22 protein-coding genes and 8 tRNA genes are annotated in these 24,793 nt (G+C 49.9%); 7 read left to right on the forward strand and 23 right to left on the reverse strand.

Annotation, left to right across the window (positions count from 1 at the left end; genetic code table 11):
- Positions 1 to 40 precede the first annotated feature (40 nt).
- The 12 genes from KB236_06220 to serS form a co-directional block, all read right to left on the reverse strand.
- The gene (locus KB236_06220) at positions 41 to 640 is read right to left on the reverse strand and encodes a TetR/AcrR family transcriptional regulator (protein ID UIF28162.1); all 600 of its coding nucleotides are present in this window, start codon (positions 638 to 640) and stop codon (positions 41 to 43) included.
- A 388-nt stretch (positions 641 to 1,028) separates the two neighbouring features.
- Entirely contained in the window at positions 1,029 to 3,521 is a 2,493-nt protein-coding gene (locus KB236_06225) for an ATP-dependent Clp protease ATP-binding subunit (protein UIF28163.1), read from the reverse strand.
- 17 nt (positions 3,522 to 3,538) lie between these two features.
- Complete coding sequence (locus KB236_06230; GenBank protein ID UIF28164.1) at positions 3,539 to 4,006, reverse strand: CtsR family transcriptional regulator; 468 nt, start codon at positions 4,004 to 4,006, stop codon at positions 3,539 to 3,541.
- Between the two features lie 307 nt (positions 4,007 to 4,313).
- Positions 4,314 to 4,387, reverse strand: a tRNA-Pro gene (locus KB236_06235).
- Between the two features lie 37 nt (positions 4,388 to 4,424).
- Positions 4,425 to 4,498, reverse strand: a tRNA-Pro gene (locus KB236_06240).
- 35 nt (positions 4,499 to 4,533) lie between these two features.
- A tRNA-Arg gene (locus tag KB236_06245) sits at positions 4,534 to 4,607 on the reverse strand.
- Between the two features lie 20 nt (positions 4,608 to 4,627).
- Positions 4,628 to 4,713 (reverse strand) — tRNA-Leu (locus KB236_06250).
- An 11-nt stretch (positions 4,714 to 4,724) separates the two neighbouring features.
- Positions 4,725 to 4,796: transfer RNA gene (locus KB236_06255), tRNA-Gly, on the reverse strand.
- Between the two features lie 27 nt (positions 4,797 to 4,823).
- A tRNA-Thr gene (locus KB236_06260) sits at positions 4,824 to 4,896 on the reverse strand.
- Between the two features lie 37 nt (positions 4,897 to 4,933).
- Positions 4,934 to 5,015, reverse strand: a tRNA-Leu gene (locus KB236_06265).
- A 39-nt stretch (positions 5,016 to 5,054) separates the two neighbouring features.
- Positions 5,055 to 5,127: transfer RNA gene (locus tag KB236_06270), tRNA-Val, on the reverse strand.
- Between the two features lie 526 nt (positions 5,128 to 5,653).
- Complete coding sequence (gene serS / locus KB236_06275) at positions 5,654 to 6,925, reverse strand: serine--tRNA ligase (GenBank protein UIF28165.1); 1,272 nt, start codon at positions 6,923 to 6,925, stop codon at positions 5,654 to 5,656.
- Between the two features lie 853 nt (positions 6,926 to 7,778).
- Here serS and KB236_06280 point away from each other — a divergent pair.
- Together KB236_06280 and KB236_06285 are read left to right on the forward strand one after the other, a co-directional pair.
- Positions 7,779 to 8,456, forward strand: coding sequence for a transposase (locus tag KB236_06280; GenBank protein UIF28166.1), 678 nt, complete (start codon positions 7,779 to 7,781; stop codon positions 8,454 to 8,456).
- Positions 8,453 to 9,346 (forward strand): IS3 family transposase, encoded by an 894-nt coding sequence (locus tag KB236_06285; protein UIF28167.1) that lies wholly within the window; start codon positions 8,453 to 8,455, stop codon positions 9,344 to 9,346. The genes KB236_06280 and KB236_06285 overlap by 4 nt, the downstream gene beginning before the upstream one ends.
- Before the next feature lie 192 nt (positions 9,347 to 9,538).
- Here KB236_06285 and KB236_06290 read toward each other — a convergent pair whose 3' ends face one another.
- The 3 genes from KB236_06290 to KB236_06300 all read right to left on the reverse strand — a co-directional run bounded on the left by KB236_06290 (position 9,539) and on the right by KB236_06300 (position 12,833).
- Complete coding sequence (locus KB236_06290) at positions 9,539 to 10,171, reverse strand: deoxynucleoside kinase (GenBank protein ID UIF28168.1); 633 nt, start codon at positions 10,169 to 10,171, stop codon at positions 9,539 to 9,541.
- Between the two features lie 239 nt (positions 10,172 to 10,410).
- Positions 10,411 to 11,916 (reverse strand): amino acid permease, encoded by a 1,506-nt coding sequence (locus KB236_06295; protein UIF30309.1) that lies wholly within the window; start codon positions 11,914 to 11,916, stop codon positions 10,411 to 10,413.
- Between the two features lie 368 nt (positions 11,917 to 12,284).
- A complete protein-coding gene (locus KB236_06300) occupies positions 12,285 to 12,833 on the reverse strand; it encodes a GNAT family N-acetyltransferase (protein ID UIF28169.1) in 549 nt (182 codons plus the stop codon).
- A 167-nt stretch (positions 12,834 to 13,000) separates the two neighbouring features.
- On the opposite strand from KB236_06300, the gene KB236_06305 reads away from it, so the two are divergent.
- Complete coding sequence (locus tag KB236_06305) at positions 13,001 to 13,789, forward strand: alpha/beta hydrolase (protein UIF28170.1); 789 nt, start codon at positions 13,001 to 13,003, stop codon at positions 13,787 to 13,789.
- A gap of 617 nt (positions 13,790 to 14,406) precedes the next feature.
- Here KB236_06305 and KB236_06310 read toward each other — a convergent pair.
- The 7 genes from KB236_06310 to KB236_06340 form a co-directional block, all read right to left on the reverse strand.
- Positions 14,407 to 15,075: a phosphatase PAP2 family protein gene (locus tag KB236_06310; GenBank protein ID UIF28171.1), complete on the reverse strand. Its 669-nt coding sequence runs from the start codon at positions 15,073 to 15,075 to the stop codon at positions 14,407 to 14,409.
- Positions 15,076 to 15,184: 109 nt separating this feature from the next.
- Positions 15,185 to 15,634 carry a threonine/serine exporter family protein gene (locus tag KB236_06315; protein UIF28172.1) on the reverse strand — a complete coding sequence of 150 codons (450 nt, stop codon included), beginning with the start codon at positions 15,632 to 15,634 and terminating at the stop codon, positions 15,185 to 15,187.
- A 12-nt stretch (positions 15,635 to 15,646) separates the two neighbouring features.
- A complete protein-coding gene (locus KB236_06320) occupies positions 15,647 to 16,402 on the reverse strand; it encodes a threonine/serine exporter family protein (protein ID UIF28173.1) in 756 nt (251 codons plus the stop codon).
- Positions 16,403 to 16,891: 489 nt separating this feature from the next.
- Positions 16,892 to 17,539: a metal-dependent transcriptional regulator gene (locus KB236_06325; protein UIF28174.1), complete on the reverse strand. Its 648-nt coding sequence runs from the start codon at positions 17,537 to 17,539 to the stop codon at positions 16,892 to 16,894.
- A gap of 51 nt (positions 17,540 to 17,590) precedes the next feature.
- Entirely contained in the window at positions 17,591 to 18,475 is an 885-nt protein-coding gene (locus tag KB236_06330) for a cation diffusion facilitator family transporter (protein UIF30310.1), read from the reverse strand.
- Positions 18,476 to 18,799: 324 nt separating this feature from the next.
- Positions 18,800 to 19,363, reverse strand: a complete 564-nt coding sequence (locus KB236_06335) for a GNAT family N-acetyltransferase (GenBank protein UIF28175.1) — start codon at positions 19,361 to 19,363, stop codon at positions 18,800 to 18,802.
- A 565-nt stretch (positions 19,364 to 19,928) separates the two neighbouring features.
- On the reverse strand, positions 19,929 to 20,372 hold the full coding sequence (locus KB236_06340) for a MerR family transcriptional regulator (protein ID UIF28176.1): 444 nt from the start codon (positions 20,370 to 20,372) through the stop codon (positions 19,929 to 19,931).
- Between the two features lie 218 nt (positions 20,373 to 20,590).
- On the opposite strand from KB236_06340, the gene KB236_06345 reads away from it, so the two are divergent.
- Positions 20,591 to 22,078 carry a multidrug efflux MFS transporter gene (locus tag KB236_06345; protein UIF28177.1) on the forward strand — a complete coding sequence of 496 codons (1,488 nt, stop codon included), beginning with the start codon at positions 20,591 to 20,593 and terminating at the stop codon, positions 22,076 to 22,078.
- Positions 22,075 to 22,800: a DUF4811 domain-containing protein gene (locus KB236_06350; GenBank protein UIF28178.1), complete on the forward strand. Its 726-nt coding sequence runs from the start codon at positions 22,075 to 22,077 to the stop codon at positions 22,798 to 22,800. Before KB236_06345 ends, KB236_06350 begins: the two co-directional genes overlap by 4 nt.
- Positions 22,801 to 23,062: 262 nt before the next feature.
- On the opposite strand, the gene KB236_06355 is transcribed toward KB236_06350, so the two are convergent.
- The gene (locus KB236_06355; GenBank protein ID UIF28179.1) at positions 23,063 to 23,302 is read right to left on the reverse strand and encodes a helix-turn-helix domain-containing protein; all 240 of its coding nucleotides are present in this window, start codon (positions 23,300 to 23,302) and stop codon (positions 23,063 to 23,065) included.
- A gap of 388 nt (positions 23,303 to 23,690) precedes the next feature.
- Between KB236_06355 and KB236_06360 the strand changes: the two genes are divergently transcribed.
- Positions 23,691 to 24,395 (forward strand): AzlC family ABC transporter permease, encoded by a 705-nt coding sequence (locus KB236_06360; protein UIF28180.1) that lies wholly within the window; start codon positions 23,691 to 23,693, stop codon positions 24,393 to 24,395.
- Positions 24,386 to 24,721, forward strand: coding sequence for an AzlD domain-containing protein (locus tag KB236_06365; protein UIF28181.1), 336 nt, complete (start codon positions 24,386 to 24,388; stop codon positions 24,719 to 24,721). Before KB236_06360 ends, KB236_06365 begins: the two co-directional genes overlap by 10 nt.
- Positions 24,722 to 24,793: the final 72 nt, after the last annotated feature.

The following is a 24,793-nucleotide window of genomic DNA, read 5'->3' on the forward strand; positions in this document are numbered from 1 at the left end:
TATAGTACTAGTATTTTGGGTAATTGTCAATAATGAAGTCTTACTTCTTCAGGGCAACGCCAAATAAAATTAACCGCACCAGCGCCAGCGTCTGCTCGTGCTGGGAGGCGTCGGCCGGACCCACGTGGTGGAAGGTATTAAACAGCGGGCTCAGACTGGTCAGATAGAAGGACGCGGCATCCTGGGCCTGGACGCCCGCTTGTAAGCTCACGACACCGGTCTCAAAGAAGCTGGTCAAGGGCATCAGGTAGTCTTGCATGAAGACCATCCCCAATTGCCGCTTATTCTCCGGCTTGAGGAACTTAAAGCTCCCGTGAATCACCGTAAACACGTCTCGGGGATGGGCCGCGGTCAACACCTCGGTAACGGCCGTCAGGGCATCCACGGGGTCGGCATCCGGCTGGATTTGACTCACGACAGTGGTAATCCCCGCCTTAATCTCGGCCCCCACCGTCTTAATGACTTCGAGGAAGATGACCTCCTTATCACTAAAATGATGATACAACGCCGGCTGCGTGATGCCGACTTGCTTGGCAATTTCACGAGTCGAAGTGGCTTGATATCCCTGCGCCAGGAACTGTTCCCGTGCGGCTTTTAAGATCGCCGCATGCGTCTGGGTCAACTGTTCTTCTCTCTTCATGAGCGGGCCTGCTTCCTTTCTGTGGTTATTTATTGCTGGACACTGGTTATAGCTTACCGGTTAAACATTCAGCCTAACCAATATACCATAATTTTATTCAAGGGTTGCGCATTAATCGTGCTGACGGCAAAGGTCGCTTCACTCCTAGCTGATAATGACAGTACAATCGTCATTTTAGCCCGTTATCCCAGCCACGCTGTGTCACCAGCAGAATTTCATAGTCGCCGTCACAGCGCCCAATATCAACCCTCTTATAACGCTACATAAAGTGTACCACAGTCATTTATCACCAGCTAGGTCAATGCACTTAAATAATGGTTAAGTTCACGACCCGTCAAAAATAGCGGTGCCTCCCCGTTAGGAGAAACACCGCTACGCTTAATCTCTTTTAGTGGCTCGCGACCGCCGTTGGCTTCTTGGTCTTCGTCGGCGTCTTCACGTTTACCGTGATTTCACCGTGCGTCGCCCCAATCGTCACTTGATCGTGTGGCTTAACCTCGCCGTTTAGCAAGGACTCACTCAGCTTATCTTCAACCTGCGTCTGCAATGCCCGCCGAATTGGCCGAGCACCGTACTCAGGGTCAAAGCCCGCCTTTGCCACCACTTCAATTGCGGCCGGCGTAATCTTCAACTTGATATTCTGCTCAGCCACCCGGTCGACGATGTGCTTAGCCATCAACTTCACGATTTCGTGGAGTTCATCCTTCTTCAAGGAGTGGAAGATGACCGTTTCATCAATCCGGTTCAGAAATTCTGGCCGGAAGGATTGCTTCAAGGTCTCCCGAATCGTCTGTGACATCGCTTGGTAACTGTTGGCTAAGTCTTCGGCACCGAACCCAACGGTCTTTTCATCCCGCAGTTTCGTTGCCCCCAGGTTAGAGGTCATGATCAGAATGGTATTTCTGAAGTCAACCTTCCGTCCCTTGGAATCCGTCAGGTAACCATCGTCTAAAACCTGCAGCAAAATGTTAAAGACATCTGGATGGGCCTTTTCAACTTCATCGAAGAGGACCACGGAGTATGGCTTCTGCCGAACCTTTTCGGTCAACTGGCCACCCTCGTCGTACCCGACGTAGCCTGGTGCAGACCCGATCAATCGGCTAGTGGAGTATTTTTCCATGTACTCACTCATGTCGACACGGATCATGTTGTCTTCGGACCCAAACATCGCTTCGGCCAAGGCCTTAGCTAATTCGGTCTTCCCGACACCGGTTGGTCCCAAGAACATGAAGGAGCCAATTGGTCGGTTCGGATCTTTCAGACCCGACCGCGCCCGCCGGATGGCCCGAGCGACCGCCGAAACGGCTTCCTTCTGGCCAATGACCCGCTTGTGCAGGATCTTCTCCAGGTTAACCAGCCGTTCGGCATCGGTCTGCTTCAGTTGGGTAACGGGAACGCCCGTCCACTCAGCAACCACATCGGCCACATCTTCACCGGTAACGTCGGTCGTGTATTGACGCTCTGGCGTTGCCGCAGCGGCCGCCTTGGCTTCACGCGCCTCGACCTTCTGCCGCAAGGCCATTTCCTTTGTCCGCAGCTTAGCGGCCTGTTCGAAGTCCTGCTGTTCAATGGCCGCTTCCTTCTCGTCGGCTAAGTCGGACAATTCCTTGGCCTGCTTGCTGGCTGGCGTTGGCTTGTCCATTTGGTCGATCCGAACCTTCGCCGCCGCTTCATCCATCAGGTCAATCGCCTTATCCGGCAAGAACCGGTCGCTGATGTAACGCGTGGACAACTTAACGGCTTGTTCTAGCGCATCATCTGTGATGTTGACGTGGTGGTGGTCTTCATAGCGTGACCGCAAGCCCTTCAGGATTTCCAAGGCTTCCGCACTCGTCGGTTCATCGACTTGGACCGTCGCGAACCGCCGTTCCAACGCGGCATCGGATTCGATGTACTTCTGGTATTCGTCCAGCGTCGTGGCCCCAATGGTTTGGAGTTCGCCCCGGGCTAAAGCAGGCTTCAAGATGTTCGATGCATCAATCGCCCCTTCAGCACCACCGGCACCAATCAAGGTGTGAAGTTCATCGATAAACAGGATAACTTGGCCATCGTTGTAAATCTCTTCGATAACTTTCTTCAACCGGTCTTCAAATTCACCACGGTACTTGGTGCCGGCCACTAAGGACCCCATGTCCAGCATCATCAGCCGTTTGTTTTGCATGTCTTCTGGGACATCGCCGGCCACGATCCGTTGGGCCAAACCCTCGGCGATCGCCGTCTTCCCAACACCGGGTTCCCCAATCAAGACAGGGTTGTTCTTGGTCCGCCGACTCAAAATCTGAATGACCCGCTTTACCTCTTTGTCACGGCCAACGGTTGGGTCCATCCGGCCTTCCTTAGCGGATTGGGTCAAGTCGCGTGCCAGAGAGTCCAGCGTTGGCGTTCCGCCCTGTGGTGCCCGCCGGTTACGGTTATCGTTCCGGCGTTTAGGCGTATCGGTAATCCCTAACTTGCGAAGCACCACCTTGTGGGCGTCCGTCAGTTGAACGTTTAAATTCTTCAAAATCCGTGAAGATAAGATTGTTTCGTCACTCAACAACGCCAATAATAAGTGTTCCGTCCCAATCTTCGTTGCGCCTAAGCGTTTCGCTTCGTCACCGGCCAGGGCCAACATGGATTTGGCCTTCGGCGAGTATGGCAAGTAACTATCTTTATCGGTGTTCGCCAGCGTACCGTAGCCCGTGAAGCGCTCGATCTCTTCGCGAACATCATCGTCGGTCACTGAGAACTGTTGGAGAACCTTGTTGGCAATGCCATTTTTTTCAATGGTAAGGGCCAGCAGCAAGTGTTCCGTCCCCACTGCTTGGTGCTTGAAGTACTTTGCTTGTTCCTGTGCCAAGACGAGGACGCTCTTAGCGCTTGGTGTAAATAAATTATCCATTGCAGCTCCTCACTTTCTTAACTCTCATAGCGTAGGTGATTCAAAATAGAAATTAAAATCTGCGCGCGAATCTGCTCATCGGCTTGCCGGTCACCCGTGTTGATGGCATCCTTGTTAATCGCCGCGAGAATAATATTGGCCTCGCTTCGATTAATTGCCCCGGCCTCAAACAGGCTTCGAACCACGGATAAACTATCGTGACGCGAAATCTGGTCGCCAACTGCCGTCACCAGCGAATCAATAAAATCTAAGTTATCCAGTAACTTGACCTTTTCAATTCGAATATAACCGCCACCACCGCGTTTACTCTGAACCACGTACCCGTCTTGAATCGTAAACCGGGTCTTAATCACGTAATTAATCTGCGATGGCACGACGTTAAACTGATTGGCAATTTCCGCTCGACGGATCTCCACCTGCTGGGATTCAGCCAAAATCTGCTTCAGGTAAGATTCAATAATATCCGAAATATTTTGATTCTCCATTATCGTCCCCCCTTCAGTGCAGTGTTCTTGACTAATGTTGACTAATATTATACGAAATTCCAGTGAAATTGCAACGGATTAGACCGCTGATTGGCGAGAAGTTTTGTTTTCTTAACAACGAACCGATTTGGTGCGTGGACCGGCAACACAATCCACCAGTCCAAATACCCGCGCACTGCCCAACTCATCGTCACAATTTTGGCAGAAGTTCTAGTAATCTATGGTAACAAAAAAACGGCTCGCTTCCAAACAATCTGTATGGAAGTTGCCGTTTCTATCATTATATATGTATTCGGGAATAAAAAAATCGGGAAGACAAGATTTGAACTTGCGACCCCCACGTCCCGAACGTGGTGCTCTACCAAGCTGAGCTACTTCCCGAGGAAAGCTCACTGACCCACTAATCACGTCAGTCAAATCGGGAAGACAGGATTCGAACCTGCGACCCCCTGGTCCCAAACCAGGTGCTCTACCAAGCTGAGCTACTTCCCGAAAAATTGCTTACAATGGCTTATAAGCAACAAAAATGCACCCAGTAGGAGTCGAACCTACAACCTTCTGATTCGTAGTCAGACACTCTATCCAATTGCGCTATGGGTGCATAATTATTATTAAGTTAAATGCCGAGGACCGGGATCGAACCGGTACGGTCATCACTGACCGCAGGATTTTAAGTCCTGTGCGTCTGCCAATTCCGCCACCCCGGCAAAAGGGCAAAAGCGGAAGACGGGATTCGAACCCGCGACCCCCACCATGGCAAGGTGATGTTCTACCACTGAACTACTTCCGCAAATTGGCTATTATATTAATGGTACCATGCCGACTAGAGGATTCGAACCTCCGACCTCCTCATTACTAGTGAGATGCTCTGCCAACTGAGCTAAGTCGGCAAAATATTGTTTGAAATATTTTGCTATATTTGGTTAATGCAGGTGAAGGGACTCGAACCCCCACGTCATAAGACACTAGAACCTAAATCTAGCGCGTCTGCCAGTTCCGCCACACCTGCAACGTTGGCGAACTAACGCCAGGAACTTTTGGGTTCCGATGGAGGATACAGGGCTCGAACCTGTGACCCTCTGCTTGTAAGGCAGACGCTCTCCCAACTGAGCTAATCCTCCATATTCTTCGAAGCAAGTCAACAAGCTCGCTCGAAACAACTATTATAATTTACCATGCTCAGCGAAGCTTGTCAACAACAATTTCGAATTATTTTGAATAAATATTCGTTAGCTGAATAACTACTCGCTTAACAACAAGTAATATTGTATCTCATCTTTCGAAGAAAAGCTACTCTTTTTTGCATTTTCTTGCAAAATTTTGAATCAACCAAATTCCAAGAAAGATTGTCGGTACACGCCTGCGCCGGAACTTGTCAACACCGGTCGAATTAACCAACAGAAACTATTTTATACGAAGTCCCTACCCCTCGTCAACAAAAAATTGCAAAAATACTCAAAAAGTTTATTCATCCCGATTTAACTACTAAGCTTCAGCTAGCCCTCGCCGGCAATTTGTTTATCTATATTGTCCAGTCAATCCAAAAAGGCTCCACCGACAATTCAATCGATGGAACCCTCTACTCAATGTTTTAGTTTGTCCAACCAGTCGCCTATGGCTGGCACTATATTTACTCGGTCAATTGACCTATTTGGTGATCTTCGTGACGCCGCCCATATAAGGAACCAGAACTTCTGGAATCGTTACGGTACCATCGGCGTTTTGGTAGTTTTCCAAAATAGCGGCCACGGTCCGACCTACGGCTAAGCCAGAACCGTTCAGCGCGTGGACGTATTGCAGCTTGCCGTTGTCATCCCGGTATTGGATGTGGGCCCGCCGAGCTTGGAAGTCCGTGGTGTTGGAGCAGCTTGAAATTTCCCGGTACATGTTTTGTTCTGGGAACCAGACTTCCAAATCATGGGTCATAGCGGCCGTGAAGCTCATGTCGCTAGTGGTCAACGTAATCACGTGGTAAGCCAAGCCTAACTTCTGTAAGAGGCTCTCAGCGTGCTTGGTTAAGGATTCCAATTCATCCCATGAGTTTTCTGGCTTACAGAACTTCACCATTTCAACCTTATTGAATTGGTGCAACCGAATCAGTCCCCGGGTGTCACGACCGGCACTCCCAGCTTCTGACCGGAAGGCAGGCGTCAACGCCGTGAACCAGACTGGCAGGTCGGCTTCGGGAATGACTTCGTCGCGGTAATAGTTGACCAAAGGAACTTCGGCCGTGGGAATCAAGGTCATGTCTTCATCCCGCAGTTGGTAAACGTCCTGCTTAAACTTAGGGAATTGACCAGTCCCGTACATGGAGTCATCGTTGACAATGTAAGGGGGTAAGACTTCCTTGAAGCCCGCCTTGGTGTTTTCATCCAAGAAGAAGTTGTAGACGGCCCGTTCCAGACGTGCGCCTAAGCCCAAGTAATAGAGGTAACGGCTACCGGAAACCTTGGCCCCTGCTTCAAAATCCAGAATACCGAGGTCTTCACCCAATTCGTAGTGGGCCTTAGGCGTGAAGTCCATGTTGGGCTTTTCGCCCCACTTGCGGATTTCCACACTACCGTCTTCCGTCAGACCAACGGGGACGTTGTCATTGGGAATGTTTGGCAGGTGGGCAGCGGCGTCTTGGACTTGGTCCTTTAACGTGTCCAGATCGGCATCCAGCTTCTTGATGTCCCCACTGACTTGACGCATTTCGGTAATCTTATCGTTAGCGTCTTGCTTGTTGCGCTTGAGTTGTGAAATCTCATCGGAAACCGTGTTCCGTTGGGCCTTCATCGTCTCACTCTTAACGATCAGGTCTCGCCGCTTGGCATCCAAGGCCAACAGGTCGTCGATATCGGCAGGGTCGACACCCCGCGTAGCCAACTTTTCTTTAATGAAGTCTGGTTCTTGACGAATTAATTTTAAATCTAACATCTGCTTACTCCCTTCGATTTTCCGGATGATACAAAAAAGGCCTCCGTCACATGGGACGAAGACCTTCGCGGTACCACCCAAGTTCATGACTGCAATCTTCAGCCATACCCTTGAACATGATAACGGTCTGCACCGTGCGGCATTACCCGCCCACTTTAGTTTGTGCTGGAATGTTCGACGTCGCGGTTTGCAGCTTTCCCCGCTTCTCTGGCCGTCTACTGGATAGGCACCTCGTGTTTTTGATTACGCTTATCATACCGCATTTTGTTGGCGATGACAATTGCAAAGCAAAAGTTTAAACCAGCAAATTAGGTAAATCAGTGTCTACGACTGTCAGCTGTGAAAAGATTAAAGCCATTAAATTGATCATCGTCATCCACCTGCGGTTGCCAGAGATTCCGGCGCTGTGGGGACTGCCTGCGGCCTAAGAAGCGGTCCTCCGGCTCGGTTTGAAGCCTAGCAAAGTTCGCCAGTCTCCAAACACGTCCCGCGCTGTAAGCTGACTCAGGACGTCAGCTAACACCGCTGTCTCGGCTGCCTACATCTCTGGCTACCTCCGGTTACACAAGTGGCCTCCACTAAATGGGTAATGACATCGCCGAGACGGCAGTATTCAGCAGGATTGGTTGATACCCTCTCGCGTAGCCGTGAGTGAGGCAAATTTGGTCTCAGCCGTGGGATTATCTTAGCGGCATCAGCCGGTTAGATAATGGCGACTTGGAAACGCCGATTCTGGGCGGTTCCAAGCGAGCTCCGAGACCGCTTTTCAGGCTCGGAGCGTCTGTTATGATCCCTTTGGGGTTGTCAAATGAAATAATATAATTCATCTGACAATCAACGGAGGGAATATGACATGTCGAAGATCAAGTATAGTGCCGTGGAGAAGCTGGAGTTGATTAATGAGTTTGAAGCATCAGGTCAAACTAATATTGGCTTTGCCAGAGAACATGGTTTGGCAGACAAGGAGGCGGTCATTCGGTGGCGGGCGTTGTACAAACGAGATGGCTTTGATGGGCTTAAAGAATCTAAAGGTTGTCGCAGATACAGTGAGGTCTTTAAGCTAAGAGTCGTGTATGCTTTTTTGAACGGCGAAGGTTCACAACGAGAAGTAGCAATGAAGTATGGTTTGCGCTCAGCTACGCAGGTAAATTACTGGGTTTCCAGGTATAATAGGGACAAAACTGTGACGGCAACCCCGTCTAGAAAGCAGGTCCCAACGATGAGCCGAAAAACTACTCTGGCAGAGCGTATTGAAGTGGTTGAGTACATTACCAAGCAGAACCACTCATATAACGAAGCAGCTGAACATTACAGCGTCTCCTACCAACAAGCCCGTTCGTGGGTGCTTAGAGCTAAGAAAGGTGGTTACAACGCCTTAGAGGATCGACGCGGACACCGTAAGCCACAACGAGAATTAACCGACTTAGATAAGGCCAATTTGCGGATTAAGCAACTAGAAGGTCAAGTCGCCGACATGGAATTACTGAAAGAATTCGTAAAAAAATTTCAAGAAATTCAGCACAAGGGGTGAATCAGCAACATCGACTGGCATATCAGGCAATCAGTGAGGTCAGTCAAGGAAAGCGAGGCGCCATTAAGACATTATTGACGCATATCGGAGTTAGTCGGCAAGCTTATAACAAGTCTTTTCATCGGCAAGAAACGCCGTGGGAGACTCAAGAGCGGCTTCTAGAAAAGCGAATCACTTATTGGTTCAATCAACATCATCAAGCAATCGGAGCTGGCAAGATCTTGTCCAATCTACAGCATGATGAACAGGTGACGTTTAAGGTAACAATCAAGCGTGTTAAACGAATTATGCGTAACTTGAATATCAAGTGTCAGATTCGGGTTAAGAAGCGCCAACGTATCAAGGAACAGGAACAATACATTCAGGACAATGTTTTGAATCGTAACTTTAAAGTCGCCGGTCCCAACCAGGTTTGGCTTGCGGATTCGACTGAGTTGTCTTACGGACCAAAGGGTCAATTCAAAATCCGACTGAGTGGTGTTTTAGATCTATGCGGCCGGAGACTGATCGCCTCATTTTTGAGCACTACAGAAACAGCTGTGGCAGAGATCCAGGTTTTTAAACAGGCTTTTGAACAGGCTGGCGATGTACACCCACTGATCCATACGGACCGTGGAGCTGCTTACACCGCTAAAGCTTTCAATAACTTTCTGTCAGAACATAAAGTGATGCGCAGTATGTCCCGACCAGGAACACCTTACGACAACGCGCCAATGGAGCGTTGGTGGAATGAATTTAAAGCGCATTGGATGGAACGTCATCCAATGCCAAAAACGTATCGAGAGTTTGTGGAGCTGGTAAACGAAGGCATCCACTACTTTAATTACTTGGATCGTTCCCCAGAAAGAAACGGCCTCACCCCAGTAGAATACTGGAATGAAGCCGCTTAGAGTAAATATCCATTTTATATTATTTCGAATGACAACTTGACAGGGACTAGTACATCCTACCCACCGCGTTCCAGACCAAATTTGGCGAACGGTAAGGCGGTCAACTTAGCCTCACCCCGGCTCCTTTCACCAAAGAAAAAAGTGCCAACCGCAGTCAGCACTTCTTGCCTCATAACATTTCAACCAAACGGCCTAGAGTGAGGCAATCTTTTCATCAATTAACTTCAGAACTTCTTGCCGGGCAGCTGGATCTTCCACGAAATCAAGCTTGTCGCCGTCGATCTGCATCTTAGGTGACTTATCGTAGTTGTTGTACCAGTCCACGTAGCGTTGGTCGAGTTCCTTGTAGTATTCGAACAAGCTCGGGTCATGGTCGATTTGTTCGTATGAGCGGCCCCGCTTCTTGATGCGGTCGAGCATCGTGTCGAACGAGATGTTGATGTGAATCAACAGATCTGGGTTCTTCTTGTGCACGGCGTCGGGTAATTCCTGCATCATGTTGGCCAGCAAGGAGTCGTAGATGTCGACTTCCGTACTGGTAGCGCGACCCAGGTCAGCGTTTAAGTGAAAGAGCAAGGAATCTTCGAAGATTGACCGATCCAAGACACTTTCATCGTCCGCGTTAGCAGCCTTGATGCTGTCTAAGCGCTTGTTTAAAAAGTAGATTTGTAATAAGAAAGCATACTTTTGTGGGTTTTGGTAAAACAGTGGCAAGATCTTGTTGTCGTCCACCGATTCATAAAAAGCTGGTTTCTGTAAGTGTTCGGCTAATAAGTTAGTTAGACTCGTCTTGCCGGCCCCAATTGTTCCTGATAGTACAAGCATGCTATCTCTCCTTTGATTTACGCACATTCCGGAAATCGTTTTCATCCGGTCTAAAATTCAACACTACATATTGTACCAACCCTATCGGTAAAAGACAACATGTCGTGGGAAATTCCTCTTCAGCGGTTTTCACGTTCTGTTCCCTTGCAGGATACAAAACGGCGACCAGTCGGGATTCACTCGACCTAGTCGTCGTTCAACTTTTTTTATTTAATTAAAATCGCCCACACAATTTCAATCTAATCGTTTGTCGTATCACTCGTAACGTTAGCCGTTTCCTTCAGCGTCCCATCGCGGTGCACTGGGGAGACGTCAACGTCCTTCAATGGAATCAACTTCGTGTGCTTCTTGATCTTGTAGCCAATGTAGAGAACTAAGACCAGTGGAACACTCATGTAAGTGACCAGCACTTGTTCCCAGTTACCCGTGAAGAAGGATTGTGGGTCTTGCCCAACAATCACAGCGATACAGAGGACTAAGGCCAAGATTGGGCCTAATGGGAACCACTTTGCATGATACTTTAATTCAGACAGCTTGTGCCCTTGCAGGGTAAATGCCCGACGGAACCGTAAGTGTGATAAAGCAATCCCGAACCAAGCGATGAACCCGGTCAACCCACTAGCAGCAACCAACCACATGTAAATCTTAGGGCCGGCGATACTACTGATAAAGGTCAAGGCAGCAATAACAGTCGTGGCAAACAAAGCAGGATAAGGAATCCCATTCTTACCAGTCCGTTCAAACAACTTCGGTGCGTAGCCTTCCTTGGAAAGTGAGAACAGCATCCGCGTTGACGCGTACATCCCAGAGTTGGCAGCGGAGATAACGGCCGTCAAGATAACGGCGTTCATGACGCTGGCCGCAGCGGCTAAACCAGCTCGCTTGAAGACCAAGGTAAATGGACTGATGGCAATGTCACTAGCAGAAGATCCTAACAAATCATGGCTCGTGTAAGGTAAGACAGCGGCGATAACAAAGATAGCTAAAATGTAGAATAAAATGATTCGCCAGAATACAGAATTGATAGCCTTAGGAACACTGTGCGAAGGATCTTCGGATTCACCGGCTGTGATGCCGACTAATTCAGTCCCTTGGAACGAGAAACCAGCAACCACGAACACACTCAGGATAGCAGGGAAACCACCAACGAATGGGGCCTTCTTGTACGTGAAGTTTTCTAAGCCCGTTGCGTGACCACCCATGATACCCACGATGGTCATCAGCCCAACGGCTAAGAAGATAAAGATCGTGACCACCTTGATCAGTGACATCCAGAATTCCGTTTCGCCAAAGGCTTGGACGGAGAAGGCATTGATCGTGAAGACTAAGAGTAAGGCGATGGCACTCCAGATCCAACCGGGGACGCCGGGTAACCAGAACTTCATGACCAGTGCGGCAGTCGAGATGTCAACGGCAACCGTAATGGCCCAGTTGAACCAGTAGTTCCAGCCCATGGCAAATCCTAAAGCCGGGTCAACATACTTGGCTGAGTAAGCCGCGAATGAACCAGAGATTGGCATGTTCGTGGCCATTTCACCCAAGCTGGTCATCAGGAAGTACACCATCAAACCCATGGCGATATAGGCGACTAACGCACCACCAGGCCCGGCAGTTGAAATTGCCGACCCACTTGCGACGAATAATCCTGTCCCGATACAGCCACCTAACGCAATCATTGAAACGTGACGCGTCTTGAGTCCCCGCTTAACCTGATCAGAGGCCTCGCTGGTTGTTGCGTTTGACATGCTTTGTTCCATAATGTTTCCTCCTTCTTTTTATAGAAGGACTTCCTCGAAACGACCCAGTGAATTAAAAAATCTCTCCCGCAGAAAAGCTTTGCGAGAGAGATTGGAAAATTCATTATTCCAAGTCAATATCGTTGAAAGCGCCCCGCAGCCGATATTTGGCTGCGACAGTCCCTGATCTGTTAAACCAGGACCCAACCCCCGCGCTAGGTTGTCACGCGAGAATTTCGGCAATCGCCCCTTTTACTTTCCGTCATCGGTGTGACCCACCTCAGGAAAGCGACTCATGTTGATTGCGCCTCTTCTATTCGATACATTGAAGTATACTCATGAATTCTGAAAATTGCAAGATTAAATCTAGATTAGTATCAATTATTTTCCCAACAATTTAGGTCAAGGCGCAACAAAGCCTGTCGTTGCAGCGTTTGACCGCTACCTGTCACGGCCATCAATTGGTCACCGATTGTTTGGAAAGATAATTTTTCTAATAATTGGACGGAACGATCATTGCTGACCAAGGTATTGGCCCAGACCGTTTTGACCGTGGTCTGTGACCGGGCAAGGTCCGTCAGACAAGCGGTGACGGCCTCGGTCATCAGTCCCCGGCCCCAGAAGGCGGGGTCCATGAAGTAACCAAGCTCCAGCCCGGTTTCATCGGGCGCGCCCGTCTCATCCGTCCAGTCGTAGAATAAGACGACCCCAATCATTTCGTTTGTCGGATGAAAGACCACGGCATAGGACCGCGGGGTACGCCGGTCAGCGCGATACCAATGCCGGACCTGCTGATCGTCCGGATTACCCATGAGTCCCGCCGGCTGTGAAATCCTGAGATCGGTCACCAAGCGTTTATAGGCCGCGTAATCACTGTCCGTCAACGGGCGTAAATCCAACCGCGTCGTCTTTAAAATTGCTGTCACGCTACCCCTTCTTTCCCACTAGGTTTTTGCTTCAACTGCGTTACAATATAGGTGTGTGTACGCCGGGCATGGCCGTTTAAGATTATTTTCAGCCACCGCCCGTTCGCCTAAATCAATCAGCGCACACCCATCTTACCATGCATTCACTTCATCAAGGAGGATTCGTCATGAAAATTATTACCCAATCGCTCGCTGAAGACTCCGCGGCTTACCTACAAGGTTATCTGCGTCAGGGCGATTCAGCCACTTACCCCGCCATGATTATTGTTCCCGGTGGGTCATACACCCACATCCCGGAACAGCAGGCTGAAGACCTGGCGTTGGCCTGGTCCGCTCGGGGCTATCAAGCCTTCTTCCTACGGTATAGCTTTGTCGGCGAGAAGACCCCGCTATTACCGGCACCAGTCGTTGAGTTAGCGCAGAGTGTCGCCGCAATTCGGCAACACGCGACCGACTGGCAGATTGACTCTGACCAGATTGCCGTAGCTGGCTTTTCCGTGGGTGGCCAAATTGTGGCCTTATTCAACGACCTTTGGCACGACCAAAAGCTTAATCAGCTTGCCGGCACCCAGCCAGAACAGGTGAAGCCCCACGCTATTATCTTAGGTTACCCGGTCATTTCACCAAAATTAGGTTTTCCAACCGATCAACAAGTGCTGGCCAGCTGGACCGATGACCCCGATAGTATCGCCGCCGATGAGTTGGTCAACGACCGCAACGTTCCGAGCTTCATCTGGGTCACGGCCGCCGATCCCCTCGTTCCGGTGCAAAACGCCATGAGTTATGCGCAGGCTTCCCTCGCCCATCACGTAGATACCGACCTGCACGTCTTCCATCACGGTTCTCACGGCCTGGCCTTAGCCAACCACGTGACCGCATGGAAACCGGGGACGGCACTGCCACACGTGGCCCACTGGATGGACCTCGCCGCCGAATGGTTGAACGAGCTGAAATAGTTCATCGGCTTAGTCGCCTACGACAGACAGAACATCACACTGACTGTGCCACCCACCTTACCGTTCGCCAAATTTGGCCTGGAACGCGGCGGGAAGGACGGCAAAAGCCAAAGGGCTGTCTTTTGCCTCACTTTGAGCCGATAGTCCACGTCTCAAAGTCGCCATTTTCCAAGCAAATCACTTGGAAAATCCCACGGCTGAGACCAAATTTGCCTCACTCACGGCTACATGGGATATTACCGATTTCTCTGGGTGAACGTTGATATTCTAGTGAGTCGATGGAACATTTAGTAACTTTATCCACATGTAACCGGAGGCAGGCAGGAATGGAGGTAGCCGTGACAGCGGTGTTATCTGATGTCCTGGGTCAGCTTACAGCGCGGGACGCGTTTGGAGACTGACGATTTTGGTCAGGCTTCAAACCGAGCCGAAGGACCACCTCTCAGGCCGCAGGCGATCCCCACAGCACCGGAATCTCTGACAGCCACAGGTGGAGTGACCACTAATTTACCAGCTGAAAACGAGTCAATATTATTTTTAACCTTAATCAGCAATTGAACAATTTTCCACAGAAAAAGGCATGGCCGCTAACGACCATGTCTTTTTGGATAAGCCACTTAAACTTCGGATTTCTTGAGTAACGGCCAGTTCTGCATCATCGGTGCAAAGCGGATGTACAGGCCTTCCGCCACTTGTAACCATAGGTAGGCTAAGAGCACCGCACCAATCGTGTCGGTTGGGAAGTGGGCGTTTAGGTAAACCCGTGAGATCATGACCATGAGCATCCACACAATCAAGATGATTCTGAGGAGCCAGGCTTTCCACGCCTTAGCAATCATCGGCAATAAGATGACCCAAATCATCGCAATCACTAGGAAGGTGCCGAAGACGTGACCACTGGGGAAGCTAAACCCATCATCAATGGCCAAGTGCGTCGAGGGGCGAGCACGCGCCACCACTTTTTTAATTAAAGCGGCAATCACATCCCCACCCGCTAAAGTCGCGAGGCACCATAAAGCTGGAATTTTGAATTTAAAGCCCCATAAGAAGAAGGCAAGAATCAATGTCCAAATAATAGCGAGTTTCGGTTCCGCTAAACTGGTGACCCCTCGATAAAGTAGCGTCTTCCATTCCGGTTGATTTTTCTGAATGACGTCAATGATTGACGAGTCTAAGAAATCAACGTAAGCGTTTTGAGCCTTCACAAAGTAGGCCACGATCAGGAACAGCACCGTGGTCAAGGTAAACTTCCACGGCCGGTCCCGATCTCGATTAAATAACATCATGCTAAAAATTCCTTTCGTCATACCCGATTCTGGGAAACCCCTAGCAATGAGTATACCACCCCACCGCTAGATTACTACACTCCCTGCCAGATTATCAGATTTCCTTAAATTATCGCCGATGCCGCCAAACGCGTTGCTGGACCCGATTGACCAGTTCCGAGAGCAGAAAACCAAAGGCGATGGCCCCAGAAATCATGACCACCTGAATTAAGAAAATAAATGCCGTGGAATTTTGGCCCAGCGCAAAGTATTTAATCATCTGGTAGGCCTGGCCCCCCGGTACCAACGGCACTAGGGCGGGAATATTGAAAAGAATCATCGGCATCTTCTTCATGCGCGCCGCCTGGAGCGAGGCCACCCCAATGACCACAGCCCCCAACATATTCCCGATGACGTAGCCGCCACCCCAGATAACTAAAAATTTATAAACAAAGTAGCCCAGCACCCCAATCCAGCCGGCGTAGTTCAACGCACGCCGGGGGATGTTAAGCAGGATGCCAAAGCCGATGGTCGCGACATAGTTGCCCGCAACCTCAATAAAGAATTCAGTAATAGACATTCGGCAGCCTCCCTAAAGAAATTGTAAGACCATGGCAATGCCAAAGCCAATCGCCGCAGCACTGACCAGCGCTTCGACGCCTCGTGCCGGACCACTCACCAAGTTACCGGCCAAGATATCGCGCACGGAGTTGGTGATGGGAACCCCGGGAACCAGCGGCATGACACTCCCGATAATGATATCATCAACGCTATTTCCCAATCCCAGGTGAACTGACCAGATTGCCAGCACACCAATGGTCGCCGCCGCCGCGAATTCGGAGAGAAACCGAATCTGAATGAACTTACTTAAGAGATAAAAGACCAGCCACCCCACGGTTCCCACGATACAGGTAATCCAGAAGTCATGGAGGTTGTGTCGAAAGACCACTTCCAACGGCCCACTAACCATGGCTGCCGCCAAAAGTTGAAGCCAGAACGGAAAGTATTTGGTTGATTTGTCCAAGTGGTCCAGCTGATTAGCGAACTGCTGCAGCGTAATCTTATGCGCCGCAAATTGCCGCGAGAGATCGTTGACCACGGAGATCTTCTCCAAGTCAAACGTCCGCCGCTTGACCGGTTCAATCTGCGCGCCGACCTCACCGTTGATCGCCATCAGAATGCCCGTGATCATCACGAAGAGTTGACTGGTCTTGGCCCCCGCATTGTGGGCAATCCGTTCCATGGTATCCTCGACCCGTTCCACCTCTGACCCATTTTCAATCATGATACGGCCAGCGGTTAAAGCTGTATGTAAAATTAATTGATCGCGTTTCTTCTGACTACTCATCTCAGTCCCTCCCGCCGGTTTTTCATTCATTATACGACAGTCAGTGGGGGTCTGGCAGTAACAATCTGGCGGATTGCGCAAATACTTAAGAATTCGGTGCCAATCCTGCCGTGAGACTCGGTTATTTTTGCTTGGACTGGTCACCTTACCGTTCGCCAAATTTGGTCTGAAACGCGGTGGGACGGACCGGAAAAAGCCAAAATTCTGTCTTTTCCCTCGATTTGAGCTGAAAGTCCGCGTCTCAAAGTCGCCAGTTTCCAAGCAACCCACTTGGAAACTCCCACGGCTGAGACCAAATTTGGCTCACTCACGGCTACTCGAGGCCGAACCAATTATTCAACAAAGCCCCTCCACACCAGCGATATTAGCGTAAAGTTCGTCACGTTCACCTACTGTACGAAAACAGTCGCTAACCCAAGCTCTCACCCGCTATCCCTCCGCGTAAAAGCACGAAAAAAGCGGCAGCTCAACACTACCGCCTTTCATTATTTATTTGATAAAGATGTAGTGCGCCGCCTTGTAGCTGACAATCAGCTCGGCATCATCGGTTAAGTTCTGTACGGTCACCGGCCCCTCGAATGGGTCGTGCTTGATGATTCGCAACTGGTCGCCAATGTCTAACTTCAGGTCGCCCAGATACGTCAGCAAATCACGGTTATCAATGAACCGGTCCACCGTGACCACCGAACCATCCTTCGCGTCATTCAAGACGGTGTGGCTATCTTCGTGGTAATGGCCATACCGGTCAGGGATCACACCACCGTGTGGACAATGCGTGGGATGGCCCAGCATGTCATCCAGCGAATTAATTAATTTAGGACTCGTCACGTGCTCCAACACTTCGGCTTCTTCGTGGACGTCCGGTAAACCATAACCTAATTTCTCCACCAAAAAGTCTTCCCAGATCCGGTGTTTACGCACCAGATCTTCGGCCAGACGAATCCCCTTGTTGGTCAGGGAAATCCCGGCGTAGGGCGTGTGTTCGGCCAAGCCCTCTGCTGTCATCTTGTTCACCATTTCGGTTACCGATCCGGCAGCAATATTCAAGCTGATGGCGATTTGCTTATTGGATACTTTCTTCTGCTTACCACCCAGCTCAAAAATAATTTTTAAATAATCCTCCTTCATCGGAGTCATCACTGTTCACCTCATCTAAATTAGATACCAACGTTACGTAATCGACTGTTCCTACTCGTGACGCCAATCGTTCTGATCATAAAATAAGGACTCGTGTTCTCCCCGATGACACTCCGCCTGAATCGTCACATGATTTACATTATACTTCTGACAGAGCAACGTTTCAATCTGTCGGTAAATGGGTTCGACCTGCGCCAGCGGTAAATTAGGCATATTGACGTGCACGGAAAAAATAATATTGTGCTCGTCAATCTGCCAGGCATGGAGGTGATGAACCCCCGCGACCTCCGGCAACTGTTCTAAATCGCGGGCAATCGCCTCATAATCTAAGTCCGGCGACGCCTCCATCAAGATGCCCAGTGTTTGCTTAATAATCGGCCACGATTCCCAGGCAATGTAACCGCCCACTAGAATCGTAATCAACGGGTCGACCCACTCCACGTGCCAGAACGTAATCATCAATGCCCCCACGATAACGCCGACCGACGCCAACGCATCGCTGAGTAAATGAAGATAGGTGGCCCGAATGTTTAGATTGTGCTGCGCGCCGTGATTTAGCAAAATCGTCGACAGCAGATTTGCCACAAAGCTAATGACCGCGACCCCCAGCATCACAGTCCCCTGCACGTGCTCCGGATGGAATAACCGCCGAACCGCCTCAATCGCTAGAATGACGCAGATGACCACTAAAACTAATGCATTAAGCAAGGCGGCCAGAATCTCCGCTCGACGATAACCATAGGTATTGGTTCGCGTCTGCTGGCGACCGCCAATCCGATGGGCCGCGTAGCTCAACACGATGGACAGGGCGTCACCACAGTTGTGAAAGGCATCTGAAAGCAGTGATAGGCTACCCGACAGCAGTCCCCCAATGAATTCGAAGACCGTAATCACAACGTTTAACACGGTGACCAGAAAGAATCGGCCACCCGACATACTTCGCTTTTCCAACGTAAACCGCCCCCCGTGGTTAACTACCCCTATTATCGCAGAGTTTAGGTCGAATGAAAAGGTGGTTTTCGGGGAACCTGACTTTTATCTCATTTTGTTTTCTGTCAATCGACTGCGCTGGGTGCATGGAAATCGTAGCCCCACAATAGACAACGAATTTACAGTCTGGTCGGCGGCAAATAACCACCCCACATCCCCGTCGCGCCAGCGTTCAACCATAAAAAAAGGATTGTTTCCACAGTGAAAACGGAAACAATCCTACTATTATATATTCACTTACGCGTTGTTTACCCTAGTCTTGAGACGACCCTACTTCGTCGTCACGGAATGAACCACGTGCGTCGGGCGAACATTTGCCGTCAGCCGTTCGTACGCGAAGTCCTTAACGCCTGGCATGTCGACCGCCGCCAAATCAATCGTCCCGGTTTCCGTGAAACCATTCTTCTTGATGACGTGTTGCATCGCCATATTTTGAGGGTGCGTATCAATCCGGATGCTCTCGATATCTGCGGACTGGTCAATCTGTTCGAAAAGCCGACTGAACAATTCACCGGCGAGGCCCCGACCATGATGATGGCTGGATACGGCTACACGATGAATCGCCAGATACGGCGCCTGTTTGGTCAGCCACTGGCCCTCAATCTGTTTGTACGTTGGGTCTTCGCCCGGAATAATTGCGGCAGTCCCCAAAATTTCGTTGTTTTCTTCCAACACGACCGTCCACCCTTGGTGAATGTCGTCAACTAAGACCGCAGTGTTGGGATAGGCTCCCTGCCATTGATCAATTGCTTGGGCCGCCAATAATTCACGACCATCACGAATGATTGATTCAATTTGTGGTAAGTCCGCCATAGTAGCTTGTCGTAACAGCATGTGTAACACCATCCTTCATGTTTTTGGTTTAAAGCGATTTTGTTATCTTAACACGCTGGCGACGAAATACAACCATTTTGACCAACTTTTTTCTTCTGTGCAAAATGGCACAAATGAAAACGCCGGCTCTATAGCTTTCAGGGGACTTCTCAGCACCAATTTTTCTTTCATTTTCTCACGGACTTTTCACCAACTAACGCGGGCCGTGCGGCGAAAAATGGCCGCAAAAAAAGCGATCAGTCAAGAACTTTCTAAACTTGACCGACCGCAACGGGAGCCGTCCCCGGGCGAGCGAAAAATCAAAACCAGTTTCAATTTTTCAAAAAACACGTCGTTTAGGTTTCACGATTGCTTACGTCAGCTTGTGCCGCCGTAGTCCATGCGCGAGATAAACGCGCTATTACTCATGGTTATTCGCCTGGTTTCACAACACGTCAACAACATGATTGACCACCAATCCAGCCAGAAGATCGATTGGTATCGAAAGTTTTTTCTGCCCGGGACATGAAGAACCTCCCGTGACTTCAGATTACCATTGTTACCGCCGATAAACAATCAAATACGCCTATTTCCCGACTGGACTCAGCTTAAAATGCCACTTGCCGTTGGTTCTCTCCGCAATTAACTCCTGGGACGGGTCCGGATCAAACTGGCCCAAGCCAATCTGAATCTGATCGTCGTCCGCCATGTGGACGTCCATGAACCGCCCGTCAACAAAGGACCGTAGTGCATCGAACAAGGCATCCCGCCGTTGCGACTGCTTGACAGCCGCCACCAACGTTAATCCCTCATCCTGCAGGGTTTTAATCTGCTGGACCCTGAGCAGCGTCTTATAGCTAAATTTACGGTTCTTGCGGTCCCCGACCTCGCGGCTGTGAATATACCCCTTGCGTTCCCAGTAGCGAAGTTGACTCTGCGACACCCCGGTTGCTTCCGCGACGTCGCCAATTCCCAGTACTAAATGTTCGACAGGAAATTTTTTTATTAATTCCGTTTCATCATTATTCATGACCCATCACCCACTTTCTTCAAAAATATTCAAATTTACAAATGCCGTTCTATCTACAATGAAATCGCTTGTTATTTTTATGAACAAATCTAAAAACGTTGTTCACTTTTCTCCAACCAGTATATATATTTTAAAAAGCATGTCAAGCTAGTTGACAAATTAGTTCATTCTGCGTATAGTGATTCCAGAATTAATTTTAGGAAAAAGAGGGAATTACTTTGGGAAATGCAACAGTTGATACAAACGGCAAGCCCTACAACCGGAACCTCCTGGTTGTGCTCCTATTAATTGGGACTTTCTGTACCGTTTTAAACCAAACTATTTTAAGTACGGCCTTTCCAACCTTAATGAAGGCCTTCGATGTCTCGACCTCAACCGTTCAATGGTTGACCACGGGATTTCTGTTAGTCAACGGGATTATGATTCCCATTAGTGCTTGGCTGCTAAACACAATTAGCTCCAAGGTTTTGTACATCAGTGCCATGACCACCTTCTTGGTCGGGACGATTACTTGTTGGGCCGCCGTTAACTTCCCAATGTTATTGGCTGGCCGGTTGATTCAGGCTGTCGGGGTCGGGGTTTCCATGCCACTCCTCCAGACGATGATGCTGACCATCTTCCCAGCCAATAAGCGGGGAACTGCCATGGGTCTGGCCGGAATCGTTATTGGTCTGGCGCCAGCCATCGGGCCAACCCTATCTGGGTGGGTCATCGACAACTGGACGTGGCGTGACCTTTTCGGCATGATCATTCCAATCGTCGCCGTCGTGATTATCGCTAGCTTCTGGATCATGCGCAGCGTGCTGGAAACGCGGAAGGAACCGTTAGACGTCTTATCCGCCATCCTGTCGACCATCGGATTTGGGAGTATGCTATACGGCTTCTCCTCCGTGGGTGACGACGGCTGGGGTAGCGTCAAGGTCCTTTCTACCTTAATCATCGGTTTTATTTTCGTCGGATTATTCGTTTGGCGCCAACTCGTCATGGACGATCCGTTCTTGAACTTCCGGGTTTACAAGTCCAAGCAATTCACCGTTTCCGCCATCCTGAGTTCCGTGGTTAACATGGCCATGGTTGGGGTTGAAATGGTTATTCCCCTCTACCTCCAAATGGTTAAAGGGATGTCGGCCTTCCATTCCGGACTGACGCTGTTAGCCGGGGCCCTCATGATGGGGATCATGAGCCCCATTACCGGACGGGCATTTGACCGCTTCGGGGCGAAACGCTTAGCCACGATGGGGATGTTCCTCCTGACGATCGGGACGCTGCCCTTCGTTTGGATTACCAAGGATACGTCGACGCTGTACATCGTGATTCTCTACGCCATCCGGATGTTTGGGATTGCCATGGTCATGATGCCCGCAACGACTGCCGGGATGAACGCTCTGCCGATGAACATGATTTCTCATGGGACCGCCGTCAACAACACGCAACGGCAAGTGGCTAGTTCTGTCGGGACCGCCATCATGGTCAGTGTCTTGACGAACGTGACCAAGAACAGTATGCCCGCTAAGCACGTCTTAACCACGAATCCCCTGAGCTATGCCTCACGGGCCATCAACGCAACGTTGAATGGTTATCACGCTGCCTTCTGGATTGCCATCGGTTTCAGCGTTGTTGCCTTGTTCGTGGCCTTCCAGTTAAAGGGTACCCACTCCGTCCACATGGCGGATGAAGATTCTATCAAAGGAGGTGCCGCCAAGTGATTGTCATTACATTAGTGCTCTGTGCGGTTCTCGCTTTTATTTTCTACGTGTACCTGTCCAACCGGGTACTCGCCAATAGTCTGACGGTGCTTGCCATTATCGGCCTGCTCACCAGTGTCTTCTTCATGGTGAAGAACGACCACGACCACTATGGCCTGCACAACGTCACGACCACGTCGACGCAAAAGATTTACTCGGCTTCACCTTCTAAGCAAATGCCGATGATGATTTACCAATCTATCGGCACTGCCGACAAGCATCAGGTCTACGTCTATAAGACCAGTGCTAACGCCAAGAAGACTCGCCACACCGCCGCTAAGGTGACCACCAAGAACGTGGTTAAACGGACGACCGGGGCGAACCGGATCGTCACGAAAAAGGTGTATCGCGAATATAAGAATGATATGTACAGTTTCTGGTTTGGCCTCTCCGGCAACGGTCACAAGTACGTCAAGGAAACCAATACCATTTACATCAACAAGAATTGGACGGTGCTGAGTGCTCAGCAAGCCAAGAAGCTCCAGAAGATGGCCAGCTCCAAGGCCTTCAAGGCTAAGCAAAAGACGGCCGCCACTGCCTACGTCAAGCAACAAGTCATGGCAGCGATGACCAAAAACCCCACCATGTCCGCAGCAGAACAGAAGAAAGTTACCCAGCAAGCCGCAGCCGCTTATCAGGCCAAGGCCATGCAACAGCTGATTAAACAAGTTAAGGCTGAATAACCGGTAACGCCGAGGCAATCATCCATCGTGGTGATTGCCTTTTTTGCTGTGCTGGTCAGAATTTCTGCCGTGAAGACCGCAGGCGGTCCCCCACAGCGCCGGAATCTCTGGCTGTGTTGATGACTAGTTTAATGGCGGTAAACCTTGCCAGTTGGGGAATGGAGCTTATTCGCAAACTTTCAGCCTTCAATTTTGGGCAAAAAAATAACGCCTGCGGCTCAACCGCACGGCGTTATCTGGAGCTATATTTACACGTTTGTTACTAAACTTGCATGAGTCGAGATTGGCCCTTCCGGCATCGTGGCAACAATCCGGATAAGTCATCTAAAGACGTCCCGTTATCCTGAAAACACTGAATCATATCGATCCAGTAGAGATCCGAATCGTCAAATTCCGTTGCAGAGTGGTCCGTCCCTAGCAAGCCATGCTGAACGTATTCCGTGATTCGGCTGGCATCAACATTAGCCGCCTTTGCCAGTTCAGTTAAGTTCATCTTCATCATCTTTACCCCGCTTTCTTCTTCGTTAATGAGAGTATCATACAACCGCCGTGAATAAAAAGCAACCCTTTTAAGCTAAGTATTTTTCACAGAAATTTTACATTTTAATTGCAGACTGGACTAGGCCAATAATGTTGACTCTTATCCCTTTAGTGGCGGTATTTATGTCAAATTGATTGGGGACTTTCCGAGTTAATTTTTAGGGGATGATAACTTTTTGTAAGCCCTTTCTTAAAGTCGCCTGTTTCTTCTCATTCAACGGCCGTTTGGCGATAAGTTTTCTTATTTTCAATTGGCCGCCAAACAATTGTCATTACGGGTTTACCTTCATCCCAGATAGCGATAAACTGGAAAATAACTTTATTAATATTTCATGAGAGGAAGTCTGTCTATGGGTCCATCGCTAACCTTCAAGACCGGCGTCCGCGACGTCTTGCCGACGGTTTTTGGCTACATTGGGGTCGGCCTCGCCTTCGGTATCGTCGCGCACACCAGCCATCTAAGTCTCCTGGTTGTCGCCGGCATGTCCTTTATCGTTTACGCCGGCTCCGCCCAATTCATCATTACCAGCATGCTGCTCCTCCACGACCCGCTGTCCGCCATCTTTATCTCGACTTTCTTGGTGAACTCCCGGATGATTCTGATGAGTACCAGTCTAGCCCAATACTTTCGGCACGAATCGCTTTTCAAGAATCTGCTGATTGGGACGCTGGTTACCGACGAAACCTTTGCTTTGGCGATGAATAAACAGAACCGGACGCAGGGAAAACTCAGCTTTGCCTGGCAATCCGCGGCCAACCTCGTCGCCTATCTGGTCTGGGGCGTGGCCACCATTGTCGGCGCTATCCTGGGGGGAATGATTGCCAACCCCACCCAGTTTGGCTTCAACTTCGCCCTGACCGCGATGTTCATCGGGCTGGTCTACCTCCAGCTAATCAGCGATCGGCATCTCGGCCTTTCGCTTCAGTTAATGGTCATGCTCTTCGTGGCACTGGTCTACTACTTCATGATTGCCGTGATGAGCCAAAACTTTGCCCTGCTGGTGGCCACGGTCGCCGGGTGCCTCTTTGGAATGGAGATGAAAAAATGTCGATAACACTAACTGAACTGTGGGCTATTCTGGGCTGCGGCGTCATCACCGTGGCTTCGCGGGTGCTCCCCTTTGCCTTTGTCAAACAGGTCAAGATGCCGGCGTGGCTGATTGACTTTCTCACCTTCGTGCCGATTACCATCATGACGGCGCTGTGCTGTCAGAGTCTTTTCGTCGCCAATCCTGGCCACTTGGCGACCCTCAACGTCGCCAACTGTCTGGCGGCCATCCCCGCCACCATCGCCGGTATTCTGACCAAGAGTCTCCTGATGGTCGTGGTTGTGGGCATCATGGCGATGGCAGTACTCCGCTACTTTTCGATCGGCGGTTAATGGGTAAGTGAGTCACCCTTCTTCTGAAAATGCAAAACGTTGCTGACGCAAAGGTGTCGGCAACGTTTTTTC

The sequence above is a fragment of the Levilactobacillus brevis genome (assembly GCA_021383565.1).
In the GTDB taxonomy this organism is placed as follows: domain Bacteria; phylum Bacillota; class Bacilli; order Lactobacillales; family Lactobacillaceae; genus Levilactobacillus; species Levilactobacillus brevis_B.

Bases quoted from the DNA above. Each gene is read 5' to 3' on its own strand.
- KB236_06355 (UIF28179.1), bottom strand. From the start codon at position 23,302: ATGATGAAGATGAACTTAACTGAACTGGCAAAGGCGGCTAATGTTGAT.
- KB236_06340 (UIF28176.1), bottom strand. From the start codon at position 20,372: ATGAATAATGATGAAACGGAATTAATAAAAAAATTTCCTGTCGAACAT.
- KB236_06225 (UIF28163.1), bottom strand. From the start codon at position 3,521: ATGGATAATTTATTTACACCAAGCGCTAAGAGCGTCCTCGTCTTGGCA.
- KB236_06220 (UIF28162.1), bottom strand. From the start codon at position 640: ATGAAGAGAGAAGAACAGTTGACCCAGACGCATGCGGCGATCTTAAAA.
- KB236_06360 (UIF28180.1), top strand. From the start codon at position 23,691: ATGGGTCCATCGCTAACCTTCAAGACCGGCGTCCGCGACGTCTTGCCG.
- KB236_06305 (UIF28170.1), top strand. From the start codon at position 13,001: ATGAAAATTATTACCCAATCGCTCGCTGAAGACTCCGCGGCTTACCTA.
- KB236_06290 (UIF28168.1), bottom strand. From the start codon at position 10,171: ATGCTTGTACTATCAGGAACAATTGGGGCCGGCAAGACGAGTCTAACT.
- serS (UIF28165.1), bottom strand. From the start codon at position 6,925: ATGTTAGATTTAAAATTAATTCGTCAAGAACCAGACTTCATTAAAGAA.
- KB236_06325 (UIF28174.1), bottom strand. From the start codon at position 17,539: ATGACTCCGATGAAGGAGGATTATTTAAAAATTATTTTTGAGCTGGGT.
- KB236_06335 (UIF28175.1), bottom strand. From the start codon at position 19,363: ATGCTGTTACGACAAGCTACTATGGCGGACTTACCACAAATTGAATCA.
- KB236_06280 (UIF28166.1), top strand. From the start codon at position 7,779: ATGTCGAAGATCAAGTATAGTGCCGTGGAGAAGCTGGAGTTGATTAAT.
- KB236_06320 (UIF28173.1), bottom strand. From the start codon at position 16,402: ATGAGTAGTCAGAAGAAACGCGATCAATTAATTTTACATACAGCTTTA.
- KB236_06330 (UIF30310.1), bottom strand. From the start codon at position 18,475: ATGTCGGGTGGCCGATTCTTTCTGGTCACCGTGTTAAACGTTGTGATT.
- KB236_06365 (UIF28181.1), top strand. From the start codon at position 24,386: ATGTCGATAACACTAACTGAACTGTGGGCTATTCTGGGCTGCGGCGTC.
- KB236_06315 (UIF28172.1), bottom strand. From the start codon at position 15,634: ATGTCTATTACTGAATTCTTTATTGAGGTTGCGGGCAACTATGTCGCG.
- KB236_06230 (UIF28164.1), bottom strand. From the start codon at position 4,006: ATGGAGAATCAAAATATTTCGGATATTATTGAATCTTACCTGAAGCAG.
- KB236_06295 (UIF30309.1), bottom strand. From the start codon at position 11,916: ATGTCAAACGCAACAACCAGCGAGGCCTCTGATCAGGTTAAGCGGGGA.
- KB236_06310 (UIF28171.1), bottom strand. From the start codon at position 15,075: ATGATGTTATTTAATCGAGATCGGGACCGGCCGTGGAAGTTTACCTTG.